The organism is Cryobacterium sp. MLB-32 (assembly GCF_000738085.1).
In the GTDB taxonomy this organism is placed as follows: Bacteria; Actinomycetota; Actinomycetes; order Actinomycetales; family Microbacteriaceae; genus Cryobacterium.
In genome coordinates this window covers 1-12,440 of sequence record NZ_JPRS01000045.1, presented here as the reverse complement: position 1 = coordinate 12,440, position 12,440 = coordinate 1, and the positions used below count along the sequence as shown (strand labels likewise).

Genomic DNA, 12,440 nt, shown 5'->3' with positions numbered 1-12,440 from the left:
GTTCTGCTAGCGGCCGAACTTGGGCGAGAAGATCTTGGCGATGATGCGAGCGATCAGGTTGAGCGCCATCACGATCAGGATCAGGGTGAGTGCACCGGCCCAGGCGCGATCGATGTAGGCCTGCGAATCGACGCCCTGGCTCGCATACTGGTTGTACACGAACACCGGGAGAGTCATCATGCGCTCACTGAACAGATCGTAATTCATGCTCGCCGTGAATCCCGCGATGATCAGCAGGGGGGCGGTCTCGCCGATGACGCGAGCGATGGAGAGCATGATGCCCGTGACGATTCCGGCAATTGAGGTGGGCAGAACAACCTTGACGATGGTGAGCCACTTCGGCACCCCGAGGGCGTAGGCGGCCTCTCGAAGCTCGTTCGGCACCAGCTTGAGCATTTCCTCGCTGGAGCGGACGACGACAGGGATCATGAGCACCGAGAGCGCGATCGCGCCACCGAACCCAAAGCGGATACCGGGATCGTTGAAGAGCAGGGCGAACAGTGCGAACGCGAACAGCCCGGCCACGATGGACGGGATGCCCGTCATCACGTCGACGAAGAAGGTGATGGCCCGGGCCAGCTTGCCACGCCCGTACTCCACGAGGTAGAGAGCCGTGAGGAGACCGATCGGAACGGAGATGACCGTGGCCATTCCGGTGATCAGCAGCGTGCCCATGATGGCGTGCAGCACGCCACCGCCCTCGCCGACCACGTTGCGTTGCGATGACGTGAAGAACGTGGGCGTGAGGAAGGCCGGCAGGCCATTCGCGACGGTGGTGTAGAGGATGGAGATCAGCGGCAACAGCGCGATCACGAACGCGGTGGTCACGAGCGCGGTCATCAGCCGGTCGGTGGCTTTGCGTGAACCCTCAACCGCACGGGAGAACACGTAGATGCCCGCGCAGTAGAGCACGGTGCCGACGACGAGGGTGCCGACGAGGTTGAAGCCGTCGACGGCGCCGGACATGCTCAGCACGCCAAAGAATGCCGCGGAAACGGCCCAGCTGGCCAGCATGATCCAGAGGGACGAGCGCTTGGGCAACTTGCCGGCCGTGAGGGAGTTGGTCAGAGGCCGGGCCTCCGTGACGGATGTCATCAGTTCGCTCCCGAAAATGCCTTGCGGCTGTTGATTATGACGCGCGCGATCATGTTGACGATCAGGGTGACGACAAAGAGGATGAGGCCGGTCGCGAGCAGGATGTTGACTCCGATGCCGTTGGCTTCGGGAAAGTTCAACGCGATGTTGGCGGCGATGGTGGTGGGGTTCTGCGACGTGAGGAGCACGAAGCTGACCACTGCGCTAGGCGAGAGCACCATGGCAACGGCCATGGTCTCACCGAGGGCACGGCCGAGGCCGAGCATGGACGCGGAGATGATTCCGGGGAGTCCGAAGGGTAGCACCGCCATGCGGATCATTTCCCAGCGGGTGGCGCCCAGGGCCAGCGCGGCTTCCTCGTGCAGGAGCGGCGTCTGCAGGAAGATCTCCCGGCAAATGGCGGTGATGATCGGGAGGATCATGACGGCCAGCACGATGGCGACGGTCATGATCGTGCGTCCGGTCCCGGAGACCGGACCCGCGAACAAGGGGAACCAGCCGAAGACATCCACGATGTTGGAGTAGAAGGGCTGCACCAGGGGAGCCAGTACGGTGATTCCCCACAGGCCGAAGACCACGGACGGCACGGCGGCGAGCAGGTCGATGACATAGCCCAGGCCCTGAGCTAGTTTGCGCGGTGCGAAGTGGGAAATGAAGAGGGCGATACCGATTGCGATCGGCACGGCCATGATCAGGGCAAGGATGGCGGACCAGATGGTGCCGAAGACCAGGGGGCCCACATACGACCAGAAGTTGGTGATATCCCCGCTGAACTCGTCTGCGGGTGCCACAAAGGCGGGGATGCTCTCGATGAGCAGAAAAATGGCGACTGCGGCCAGAACCGCGAGGATCAGGCCGCCGGAGATGACCGTTGCTCCGGAGAACACCCGGTCGCCGGGTCGTTGCCGTGCCTTGATCGTGGTGGCGGCAACAGTTGTCGTCATGCCGGGCATCTCCTGAATCGTGTTGTCTGAATGCTGTGCTGCGGGTGATGAGGCCTGCTGGAAACAAGCCGTATACCTAGTCTGCCCGATCGGCACCCGCACACGTGCGGATGCCCGATCGGGCGACTGTATGCGGGGTATTACTTGACGGTTGCGAGAACCGCCGCGACGCTTGCTTCGAGCTCGGCCGTCAGCGGTGCGACGCCGGCGGCGTCTTCAGCTACGGTCTGGCCTTCAGCGCTGGCGATGTACGAGACGTACGCGTTCACGAGGGCGCCCTGTTCGGCGTCGGCGTACTCGTTGCACACGAGAGCGTAGCTCACGAGCACGAGCGGGTACTCGGCCGGGTTGGTCGTGGTGCGGTTGATGTTGACGGCGAGGTCGTCAGCTGCGCGACCCTCGACGAGCGGGGAACCGGCGACAACCTCGGCTGCAGCCTCGGGGGTGTAGGCGACGAATTCATCGCCGACCTTGAGCTTGGCGGTGCCGAGGTCGCCGGCCTGGGAAGCGTCGGCGTAGCCGATGGTGCCCACTCCGTTGGTCACAGCGGAGATGACGCCGGAGGTACCCTGCGCACCCTCACCGGACTGGAACGGGAACGTGTCGGCGCCCTTTGCAGTCCACACGGACGGTGCGGTCTGGAAGAGGTAGTCGGTGAAGTTCTTGGTGGTTCCCGAGTCGTCCGAGCGGTGCACGGCGTTGATCGCGCTCGACGGAAGCGTGGCGTCGGGGTTGAGCGCAACGAGAGCCGGGTCATTCCAGGTGGTGATCGTGCCGGCGAAGATCTTCGCGAGGGTGTCGGAATCCACGTTGAGGTCGGTGACACCCTCCACGTTGAAGACAACGGCGATCGGCGAGATGTACACGGGCAGGTTGACGGCCTTGGAGGTCGGCGCGCAGGATGCGAACGTTCCGGCGAGTTCTTCGTCGCTCAGGTAGGAGTCGGAGCCGGCGAATGCGGTTCCGCCGGAGATGAATGCTTCACGGCCTGCGCCGGATCCGGTGGGGTCGTAGTTGACCGTGACGTCCGGGTTGGCCTTCTGGAATTCCGCGATCCATGCCGTCTGGGCTGCGCCCATGGACGATGCGCCGGCAGCGTTCAAGGTGCCGGTCAGGGTGCTGGCGGCGGCGTCGCCGGACGCGGTGCCACCCTCGTTTGCGGCGCAGGAGGAAAGTGCCAGTGCTGCGACGATGGCGATGACCGCGGGGCGGCCATAACGCTTAAAGTTCACGTGAGTCCCTTTCAGGGTTAAATCGAAACTGTGCTGCGATGCAGGCCGGTGCCGACCCATACGTGAACATATTCATTGAGATTAACGGGACCCTGCCGTGCAGGTTAACGGAAGATGAACGATGGCACCTACAGGAGGGGAGCGTACCGTTCGATCGCGATGATGCCGGCACTCGGGTTTTCAGCCGACAGATGCACGACGGAGAAGGCGCCGGTCTCCAGTGCTGCCGCATCTGAGAGTGCCGTATTGGGTGTGCTGCCGGTGGCCAGGCCGATTTCACGCATGATTTCCGGGAGAACGGGGCCGTGGCTGCAGAGGACCGCCGTCTTGCGGGAGCGCACGCGCTTGCCGATGACGCTGCGCACATCGGCTTCACCGCTTTCGAGCGCGTCCTGGCTGATCAGGTCGGTCTGCTTGATCGGGATGCCGGTGGTGGCGGCGAGCGGGGCGACCGTGGTCACGCACCGGGTTGCCGTGCTGGAAATGATGCGCTGGGGCTGCCAGGCCATGAGCGTGTTGACGACGCTCGCGGCCTGCCGTACGCCGCGAGCGGTGAGCGGACGTTTGCTGTCGGGCCCCTCGCCGTTGCGCGCAACAGCTTTGCCGTGGCGCAGGGCGATCAGGGCGAACGTTCGCGTGATGCCGGCGTCGACCAGCGCGGAGAATGCCTCGAGTATCTCGACGTCGGCCGGGTAGCTCAGGTAGGTGCGGGCTTTCTTGATGGTGACCCATTCGATGGCTGCGACCTCGCCATTAGGCACGAAGGTCGAGCGCCGGATGGCATCCGGGGTGATCTCGGCTGCCCAGTAGTGCACGACCTTGGTACGCCCGTCGGGCATGTCATAGTGCGAGATGCCGAGCGGCACGCCGAGGGCGACCGTGAGACCGGTCTCTTCGGCGACTTCGCGCACGGCCGTGCGGGGGAGAGATTCGCCGGGGTCCACCTTCCCCTTGGGGATGGTGACGTCACCGTGCACCGTGCGGTGGATGAGCAGCACGTGCATGCGGCCCTCGATGAGTCGCCAGCAGACGGCGCCGGCCGCATAGACGGTTGGATCGGCGGCGGGAGTCGAGCTCATCGGCGGGTTCCCGGGCGCTTGCGCTGGCTGATCTGCAGCATCAGGCGATTCTGCATATCGTCGAGGGGGGCGCCGGCGGCGTCCCTGTCGTGGCGGGTCCAGTGCCCGGTCTCATCGAGCCACCACGACGACGTGCGCTCGCTCATGGCGCGTTCGAACAGGCTCTCGATCTCCATCTGGTGCGCCGGGTCCACCAGCCGCACGAGCGCCTCGACGCGACGGTCGAGGTTGCGGTGCATCATGTCGGCGCTTCCGATGTAGACCTGGGTGTCCCCGAGGTTGTGGAAGGAGAAGATGCGGGAGTGTTCGAGGTAGCGGCCGAGGATCGAGCGCACCTTGATGTTCTCGCTCATTCCCGGCACGCCGGGCTTGAGGCTGCAGATGCCGCGAACCCAGATGTCGACGTGCACGCCGGCCTGGCTGGCGCGGTAGAGCGCATCGATGATGTCTTCGTCCACCATCGAGTTGACCTTGATGCGGATGCCGCTGGTGGCGCCGGAGAGAGCGTTGGCAGTTTCGACCGCGATGTGCTTGAGAAGCGCCTTGCGCAGGTGCAGGGGCGCCACAAGCAGGCGCTTGAACTTCTTTTCGATGGCGTAGCCGGAGAGCTCGTTGAAGAGTCGCGTGAGGTCCTTGCCCACCTGGGGGTCGGCCGTCAGCAGACCGAGGTCTTCGTACATGCGGCTGGTCTTCGGGTTGTAGTTTCCCGTTCCGATGTGGCTGTAGTGACGCAGCACACCCTTTTCGTAGCGCACCACGAGGGCCAGTTTGCAGTGCGTCTTCAGGCCGACGAGGCCGTAGACGACGTGCACGCCGGCCTTCTCAAGCTTGCGCGCCCAGGTGATGTTGGCCTGCTCGTCAAAGCGTGCCTTGATTTCCACGAGGGCGAGCACCTGCTTGCCCGAATCCGCGGCCGCGATCAGCGCCTCGACGATCGGGCTGTCACCCGACGTGCGGTAGAGCGTCTGTTTGATCGCGAGTACGTTCGGGTCGGCCGCTGCCTGCTCGAGGAAGGCCTGCACGCTCGTGGCGAAAGACTCGTAGGGGTGGTGCAGCAGCACGTCCTGGTGGGCGATGGCGCTGAAGATATCGGGTTCTGCGTTCGGCTCCGCGGGAAGCAGGGCGGCCGCGGTGGTGGGCACGTGCTTGGGGAAGTGCAGGTCGGGACGATCGATGCGCAGGTCGAAGAGACCGCCGAGGTCGAGCGGCGCCGGCAGGTGGTAGACCTCCTGCTCGGTGACGTCGAGCTCACGAACCAACAGGCCGAGCGTCACCTCGTCCATATCTTCGGTGATCTCGAGCCGAATGGGCGGACCGAACCGACGTCGCAGCAGCTCCTTCTCGAGCGCCTTGATCAGGTTCTCGGTCTCGTCCTCGTCGATTTCCACGTCTTCATTGCGGGTGACGCGGAATACGTGGTGCTCGAGAATCTCCATGCCGGGGAACAGGTCGCCGAGCTGATTGGCGATCAGGTCTTCGAGGGCGATGAAGCGGATGCGGTTGACCGACTCGGTGCGGTCCACGCGCACGAACCGGGGCAGCATGGGGGGCACCTTGAGTCGGGCGAATTCCTGCTTGCCCGTCTTCGAATTGCGCACGCGTACCGCCAGGTTGAGCGAGAGCCCGGAGATATAAGGGAACGGATGCGCCGGGTCGACGGCGAGAGGCATCAGCACGGGAAAGATCTGGTTGGAGAAATACGTGCGCAGCGACCGGCGGTCATCGTCGCCGAGGCTCTGCCAATCGACGACATCCACGCCGGATTCCGCCAAGGCGGGGCGCACGAGTTCTTGGAAGGCGAGCGCATGCCGGGCCTGCAGGGCATGCGCGGTCGTGGAGATGTCGCTCAGCACGTCCTGCGCGGCTCGGCCCACGTTGGTGGGCACGGCGAGCCCGGTGAGGATGCGGCGCTTGAGACCGGCCACGCGCACCATGAAGAACTCGTCGAGGTTGCTGGCGAAGATGGCCAGGAAGTTGGTGCGTTCCAGCACCGGGAGGGTGGGGTCCTCGGCGAGTTCGAGCACGCGCTGGTTGAACGCGAGCCAGCTGAGCTCGCGATCCAGGTACCGGTCGCTCGGGAGCGCCGGATCTGTCTTGCCGAAGAGTGGATCGAAGTCGTCGTCAAAGTCGCTGCCGAGACCGGAATCCGCCTGGGTAATTTCGCCGTCCATCTCACTATCCTTCCAGCTTCGTTACCGTCCGGTCGACGATCCGGGTGAACATCGTCTTAAGCGGGCCGATTCGGTGATTCTCGGCGTACGCGTCGGTACTGCACGTCGACCGTGTGGTCGGTGAAACCGAGTGACCGGTAGAGGTGCACCGGACCCGCGCTGTCGGCCTCGACGTACAGTGCGGCCGTCGTGCAGCCACGCTCGCGCAAACGACGCAGTCCGGCATTCATCAGGGCCCGGCCGAGGCCGGCGCCGGCGGCATCGGGATGCACGCCCACCACATATATCTCGCCCATATCCGCCTCCACCTTGAGCCAGTTATACCCCCGCATTCGACCTTCGGCGTCGCGAATGATCAGAAAATCACCCGCCTCGAACCAGTGCTCGGCCTGCCGGGCCTGCAGATCGCTCTCGGTGATCGCGCCCTGCTCGGGATGAGCGGCGAAAACGAGCGCATTCAGTGCAACCCATTCGCGCTCGTCGATGCCCGCGCGGAACGCGTCGATCACGAAGCCCTCCGGAGCGCCGGGATCGTCGGCCGGAGCGGACTCCGGGGCCAGTGGCATGCGCAGCTCCAACAGGGTTCGGACCGCCGCGAAGCCCCAACGCACGGCGAGCGATCGCGCTCCGGGGTGGTCGCCGTGTGACCAGGCCGACACGTCGGCGGATGCCTCGGCGGGCGATTCGGCGAACAAAGCGTCGAGAGCCGCGCCGCCGTGACCCCGGCGGCGGTGTTCGGGGGCGATCACGAGATCCAGTTCGTCCAGCCCAGTGATGGCGGCGCCGACGGTTTCGGTGGCCCCTCGGGTCGTTGGGCTTGCCGCGGGGGCGACCGCGCGCACCAGGTGGGCCGAGCGTCGCCCGGCACGCAGATCGAAGAGGGCTTGCTCGTTGAAGGGCGAGTACCCGTCGGCGGCAGTGGCCTCTGACGCGACCCGGTCGAAATCCGCCAGGCCCGCGGCGTCCGTCGTCGCAATCACGGTCGCCCGAGCGGTGGTGTCGCCGGTCTGGTCAGGCGCGGATGGAATTGGGTATGCGTTCATCGTTGTCCTCATGCACATTGAATCGGTAGCCCACGTTGCGCACGGTACCGATGAGTGATTCCTGATCGCCGAGTTTTGCCCGCAACCTTCGCACGTGCACGTCGACCGTTCGGGTGCCGCCGAAATAGTCGTAGCCCCAGACCTCGCTCAGCAGCTGCTCGCGCGTGAACACCCGCGACGGATGCGCGGCGAGAAAGCGCAGGAGCTCGAATTCCTTATACGTGAGGTCCAGCGGTTTGCCGTGCACCTTAGCGGAGTAGCTCGCCTCGTCGATGACGACACCGGCGGCGCGGATGGTGGGCGAGGGCTCGTTGCGGGACACTCGGCCGGCATTGAGCCGGATACGCGCATCGACCTCGGCGGGCCCGGCCGAATCGAGCACGACATCGTCGACGCCCCAGTCGGGGCTCACCGCGGCGAGGCCGCCCTCGGTGATCACGAGGAGTAGCGGAACGGACAGGCCCGTGGTGCGCAGGATCTGGCAGAGGGCCTTGGCGGCCGCCAGATTGGCGCGGGCGTCGACAACAATAATGTCTGAATCCGGCGCACTGATCAACTGATCCGGCTGCGCCGGAATTATGCGCGTGCTGTGTGACAGCAGCGCCAGGGCCGGGAGAACATCATTGTTGACCGCCGAGGTCAGGATCAACAACTGCAAGCGAGGCCTCCAAGTATCGTGCGCCTTATCTTACCGTGCACGTGAAAAGCTCCGCGGCAGGGCACAATGGAACAGTGAGCGGGCAGTGGAATTCCATCGTGGCAGTCTGGGTGCTGGCCGTCGTCGGCGCGGTTCTCACCGGAGCGCTCGCGTCTCCCGGTCACGTGCTGTCAGGGTTCGGGCTCACACTGGCCGGTTCTATCCTCATTGCGCTGTGCCTTCAACTGGCGACCGGCCGCAAAGAAGGGTACGTACTCAGGGTGACCGCGAGCATTGTCGGTGCCGTGATCGTGCTGGGCGCCGCGAGCATCGTGTTCGCCGTTCTCCAGCTCGGCTGACCGGCCCGGAGGCTGAACGGGGGGCGTTCACCCGCACCGGGCGCGACATCGCCGAGCACTAGACTGTGGGCATGCCTCTGCTTGCAATCGAACTCTTCTTCCTGGGCCTGCTGGGCCTTGCCAGCCTCTCGATCGCCTGGGTTTCCGGGCTGGTCGTCTTCAAGCTCTTCCGGGGGCAGCGTTAGCCTTCATGCGTGATCTTCCCGTCGGCCTGCCCTCCGAAATTGTGCCGCTGTCGTGGCTGCTCGGTGTCTGGGAAGGTTCTGGCGTGCTGGAATACCAGATCGGTGAGGAGTCGGTCAGCCGCACCTTCGGGCACCGGCTGAGCTTCAGCCATGACGGTTTGCCGTACCTGAACTACAACTCCTACACCTGGCTCGAGCCGGAATCCGGAGCCGAGGGCGACGAGAAGACGCCGCTCGCGACGGAAACCGGATACTGGCGGCTCAGTCGCCCGCAGACCAACGGCGACCCGGGCCCGGGGCTGCTGCCCGGTGACGGTGATCGGCCGTTCACCACCACGGATGCCGTCGAAACGCTGCGCAACGCGGCCGGTGGGTTCGATATCGAGGTCGTGCTGGCCCACCCGTCGGGCTTAGCCGAACTCTATCTGGGCCAGGTCAAGGGCCCGAGAATCGATCTCGCGACCGATGCTGTGGTGCGTACCGCAGGCGCCAAGCCCTACGCTGCCGCCACCCGCCTGTATGGCCTCGTCGACAACCACCTGCTCTGGGCATGGGACATCGCCGCCCTCGGCCAGACGCTGCGCACGCACGCGTCCGGTCGGCTCGCCCGAGCCGAGTAGGTCACCTCCGCGCCCGCACCGGTGCTCGTTGAGCCCGGTGCTGGTTCAGCCCCGTGCTCGTTTCGCCGGGTGCTGGCTCAGTCCCGCGTTCGTTCAGCCCCGTGTGTGTTCAGTCCTGTGTGTGTTCAGCCGGGTGTGTGTTCAGCCCGGTGGGAATACAGTGGAAGCGATGACTCACATGACGAATTCCCCCCTGCTCGACCTCGATGGAGGCGTTCAGGCCGAAGGTATCGATGCCGGTGTCGCGGCACACTATGGCAACCCGATGATCGAACAGCGGTCGCTGCTCGCTGGCCGCGGTCTCGTTGATCTTTCCCACCACGGAGTGTTGGGCGTGTCGGGGCCGGATCGTCTCACCTGGCTGAACTCGATCGCGAGTCAGGAACTGCGCAGTCTCGCTGTCGGCGAATCCACCGAGACGCTGCTGCTCGACCCCTCCGGGCACCTCGAATATGCCATCCGTGTGCTGGATGACGGCGTTCAGGCATGGCTCCTCGTTGAGGCGGCCGAACTGCCCGGGCTGCAGGCGTTCCTCGACAAGATGAAGTTCACGCTGCGCGTGCAGATCGTCGACTTCACGCTGAGCTATGCCACGATCGGCTCCATGGCCGTGGAGCCGGCGGATGTGCTCGGGAGTGTCGGCCTCGAGGTGGCGAGTCCCAACGGGGTTGCGCTCGCCTGGCATGACCCATGGGTGGCGGTGTCCCGCGGCGGCTACCAGTACGCCGAGGTGGCCGAGCATCCCGGGGCGTCCTGGCGCTGGACCGAGATGCTGGTCGTGCGCCCCGAGCTGCCCGTGCTGCGGGACAACCTTGCGGCCCACCCCGTGGTGGTGCCCGCCGGGCTCCTGGCCCTCGAGGCGCTGCGCATCGCCGCCTGGCGCCCGCGTCGGGCCATGGAGGTTGACGACAAGACCCTGCCGCACGAGCTTGACTGGCTGCGCACCGCTGTGCATCTGAATAAGGGCTGCTACCGCGGTCAGGAGACCGTCGCCAAGGTGCATAACCTCGGGCACCCGCCCCGGCGTCTCGTCATGCTGCACCTCGACGGATCCGAGGGTGTACTTCCGGTGCACGGCGACGACGTTCAGGCGGATCGCGTGCGCAAGGGGCCGGCAGCGGAATCGGCGACCGAATCGGCGACCGAACCGGCGATCGAGCGCGTCACGGTCGGCACTGTGACCTCGAGCGCCATCCACTATGAGCTCGGCCCGATCGCGCTCGCCGTGGTCAAGCGCAACGTGCCGGGCACCTCCACGCTGTTCGTGGAATCGCAGGATGTGTCGATTTCGGCCAGCCAGCAGGTGATCGTGCCGCAATCGGCCGGTTCGGTGGCCGACATTCCCCGGCTGCCGCGACTCGGCGGTCGCAGCTCCGTGCAGTGAGTGCGGCGTGCCCCTACTCGATAGAGTAAGGGCATGTCTGCCCCTTATACCCTCGTCCTTCTTCGCCACGGCCAAAGCACATGGAACCAGCAGAATCTGTTCACCGGTTGGGTGGACGTTCGCCTCAGCGAGCAGGGCGTCACGGAAGCCAAGCGCGCCGGTGAGCTGCTGAAAGACGCGGGGCTGCTGCCCGACGTTCTGCACACGAGCCTGCTCAGCCGCGCCATCCAGACCGCGAACCTCGCGCTCGAGGAGGCCGACCGCCTCTGGGTGCCCGTGAAGCGCTCCTGGCGCCTCAACGAGCGCCACTACGGGGCGCTCCAGGGACTCGACAAGGCCGAGACCCTGGCCACCTACGGTCAGGAGCAGTTCATGCTCTGGCGCCGCTCCTTCGATACCCCGCCGCCCGTGCTCGCTGACGACAACGAGTGGTCGCAGGTCGGCGACGCACGGTACGCCGGCCTCGGTGACGACCTGCCGCGCACGGAGTGCCTCAAGGACGTTGTCGAGCGGATGCTGCCCTACTGGCAGTCGGACATCGTCCCCGACCTCCGTACCGGCCAGACGGTTCTGGTGACCGCGCACGGCAACTCGCTGCGCGCCCTCGTCAAGCACCTCGATGGCATCTCCGATGATGCCATCGCCGAGCTCAACATCCCCACCGGAATCCCGCTCGTGTACACACTCGGCGACGACATGATGCCGCTCGGACCCGGCGAGTACCTCGACCCGGAGGCCGCCGCTGCCGGGGCCGCCGCCGTCGCTGCGCAGGGCAACAAGAAGTAGTCGAGCACCAACGACGAAGAGCCCCCCACCTCGCGGTGGGGGGCTCTTCGTCAGTGTGCCAGGGTTACGCGTTGATGTCCTGGTGCCAGGAGCCGGTACCGAGGTACTGCACCTTCTTGGCGATGGACACGGCGTGGTCGGCGAAACGTTCGTGGTACCGGCTGGCGAGGGTGGCGTCGACGGTGTCGGCGGCCAGACCCTTCCAGCTGTCACCGAGAACCGCCTCGAACACACTGAGGTGCAGCGCGTCCACCTTGTCGTCCTCATTGCGGATGGCCTCCGCGAGCTTCATGTCTTCGGTCAACAGCAGGTTGGTGAGCATCTGCGAGATGACCACGTCGAGCGCCCCCATCTGAGCAAACGTGCCGCGCAGGCCCTTGGGAATGACCTTGTCGGGGAAACGGTAGCGGGCCAACTGCGCGATGTGGGTCGACAGGTCGCCCATCCGCTCAAGGGATGCGCTGATGCGCAGTGCGCTCACCACGATGCGCAGGTCTTTGGCCACCGGCTGCTGGCGCGCAAGGATCGTGATGGCGAGCTCGTCGAGTTCGACGGTCAGTTCGTCGATCTTCTCGTCTTCGGTGATGGCCTCTTCGGCGAGACGAACGTCGGACTCGTTGAAGGCACGAGTCGCCTTGTCGATGGAGATGGCGACGAGTCGCGAAATCTCGACGAGGCGCGATTGCACCTCGGCCAGCTCCGATTGAAATACTTCACGCATGGGTGTGTGGTCCTTTCTCAGGCGTGGGCATCCCCCTGGCGCAGACCCGCTTAGACCGGCTCTGGCCCGCATTGGCCCCGACAAATTGTGCCGCATCAAAGTGAACGGGAGATGCCGGGGGATTGAACAGTTACTAAAGTACAGGGTATGCAGCCCCTCCGCTGCGTCTGGCACCCCAGAAACG

At 65.3% G+C, this 12,440-nt stretch carries 12 protein-coding genes; 4 read left to right on the top strand and 8 right to left on the bottom strand.

All coding sequences use genetic code 11. The features are described from left to right. Nucleotides 1-6: 6 nt before the first annotated feature. The 7 genes from pstA to JF66_RS06775 all read right to left on the bottom strand — a co-directional run bounded on the left by pstA (nucleotide 7) and on the right by JF66_RS06775 (nucleotide 8,222). Nucleotides 7-1,095 (bottom strand): phosphate ABC transporter permease PstA, encoded by a 1,089-nt coding sequence (gene pstA, locus JF66_RS06805; protein ID WP_035876433.1) that lies wholly within the window; start codon nucleotides 1,093-1,095, stop codon nucleotides 7-9. Beyond that, nucleotides 1,095-2,039, bottom strand: coding sequence for a phosphate ABC transporter permease subunit PstC (gene pstC, locus JF66_RS06800; RefSeq protein ID WP_035876435.1), 945 nt, complete (start codon nucleotides 2,037-2,039; stop codon nucleotides 1,095-1,097). Before pstC ends, pstA begins: the two co-directional genes overlap by 1 nt. A 140-nt stretch (nucleotides 2,040-2,179) precedes the next feature. Then, entirely contained in the window at nucleotides 2,180-3,271 is a 1,092-nt protein-coding gene (gene pstS, locus JF66_RS06795; protein ID WP_035876432.1) for a phosphate ABC transporter substrate-binding protein PstS, read from the bottom strand. 128 nt (nucleotides 3,272-3,399) lie between these two features. Further along, entirely contained in the window at nucleotides 3,400-4,350 is a 951-nt protein-coding gene (locus tag JF66_RS06790) for an NUDIX hydrolase (RefSeq protein ID WP_035876431.1), read from the bottom strand. Then, nucleotides 4,347-6,521 carry an RNA degradosome polyphosphate kinase gene (locus tag JF66_RS06785; RefSeq protein ID WP_035876430.1) on the bottom strand — a complete coding sequence of 725 codons (2,175 nt, stop codon included), beginning with the start codon at nucleotides 6,519-6,521 and terminating at the stop codon, nucleotides 4,347-4,349. The genes JF66_RS06790 and JF66_RS06785 overlap by 4 nt, the downstream gene beginning before the upstream one ends. 56 nt (nucleotides 6,522-6,577) lie before the next feature. Next, a complete protein-coding gene (gene mshD, locus JF66_RS06780; RefSeq protein WP_051973226.1) occupies nucleotides 6,578-7,564 on the bottom strand; it encodes a mycothiol synthase in 987 nt (328 codons plus the stop codon). After that, nucleotides 7,533-8,222: a response regulator transcription factor gene (locus JF66_RS06775; RefSeq protein WP_035876429.1), complete on the bottom strand. Its 690-nt coding sequence runs from the start codon at nucleotides 8,220-8,222 to the stop codon at nucleotides 7,533-7,535. Before JF66_RS06775 ends, mshD begins: the two co-directional genes overlap by 32 nt. 74 nt (nucleotides 8,223-8,296) lie before the next feature. On the opposite strand from JF66_RS06775, the gene JF66_RS06770 reads away from it, so the two are divergent. The 4 genes from JF66_RS06770 to JF66_RS06750 all read left to right on the top strand — a co-directional run bounded on the left by JF66_RS06770 (nucleotide 8,297) and on the right by JF66_RS06750 (nucleotide 11,535). After that, nucleotides 8,297-8,560 (top strand): hypothetical protein, encoded by a 264-nt coding sequence (locus tag JF66_RS06770; RefSeq protein WP_035876428.1) that lies wholly within the window; start codon nucleotides 8,297-8,299, stop codon nucleotides 8,558-8,560. A gap of 190 nt (nucleotides 8,561-8,750) precedes the next feature. Continuing rightward, nucleotides 8,751-9,365 carry an FABP family protein gene (locus JF66_RS06760; RefSeq protein ID WP_035876426.1) on the top strand — a complete coding sequence of 205 codons (615 nt, stop codon included), beginning with the start codon at nucleotides 8,751-8,753 and terminating at the stop codon, nucleotides 9,363-9,365. 178 nt (nucleotides 9,366-9,543) lie between these two features. Next, nucleotides 9,544-10,749, top strand: a complete 1,206-nt coding sequence (locus JF66_RS06755; RefSeq protein WP_156109677.1) for a folate-binding protein YgfZ — start codon at nucleotides 9,544-9,546, stop codon at nucleotides 10,747-10,749. A 33-nt stretch (nucleotides 10,750-10,782) separates the two neighbouring features. After that, complete coding sequence (locus tag JF66_RS06750) at nucleotides 10,783-11,535, top strand: phosphoglyceromutase (RefSeq protein ID WP_035876421.1); 753 nt, start codon at nucleotides 10,783-10,785, stop codon at nucleotides 11,533-11,535. 64 nt (nucleotides 11,536-11,599) lie between these two features. On the opposite strand, the gene phoU is transcribed toward JF66_RS06750, so the two are convergent. Further along, nucleotides 11,600-12,256: a phosphate signaling complex protein PhoU gene (phoU, locus tag JF66_RS06745; RefSeq protein WP_035876419.1), complete on the bottom strand. Its 657-nt coding sequence runs from the start codon at nucleotides 12,254-12,256 to the stop codon at nucleotides 11,600-11,602. Between the last annotated feature and the right edge of the window lie 184 nt (nucleotides 12,257-12,440).

What these genes read in the sequence shown, in the direction of transcription:
- pstC (WP_035876435.1), bottom strand. Translation starts at nt 2,039, where the DNA reads ATGACGACAACTGTTGCCGCCACCACGATCAAGGCACGGCAACGACCC.
- mshD (WP_051973226.1), bottom strand. Translation starts at nt 7,564, where the DNA reads ATGAACGCATACCCAATTCCATCCGCGCCTGACCAGACCGGCGACACC.
- JF66_RS06785 (WP_035876430.1), bottom strand. Translation starts at nt 6,521, where the DNA reads ATGGACGGCGAAATTACCCAGGCGGATTCCGGTCTCGGCAGCGACTTT.
- JF66_RS06750 (WP_035876421.1), top strand. Translation starts at nt 10,783, where the DNA reads ATGTCTGCCCCTTATACCCTCGTCCTTCTTCGCCACGGCCAAAGCACA.
- JF66_RS06790 (WP_035876431.1), bottom strand. Translation starts at nt 4,350, where the DNA reads ATGAGCTCGACTCCCGCCGCCGATCCAACCGTCTATGCGGCCGGCGCC.
- phoU (WP_035876419.1), bottom strand. Translation starts at nt 12,256, where the DNA reads ATGCGTGAAGTATTTCAATCGGAGCTGGCCGAGGTGCAATCGCGCCTC.
- JF66_RS06760 (WP_035876426.1), top strand. Translation starts at nt 8,751, where the DNA reads ATGCGTGATCTTCCCGTCGGCCTGCCCTCCGAAATTGTGCCGCTGTCG.
- pstA (WP_035876433.1), bottom strand. Translation starts at nt 1,095, where the DNA reads ATGACATCCGTCACGGAGGCCCGGCCTCTGACCAACTCCCTCACGGCC.
- JF66_RS06755 (WP_156109677.1), top strand. Translation starts at nt 9,544, where the DNA reads ATGACGAATTCCCCCCTGCTCGACCTCGATGGAGGCGTTCAGGCCGAA.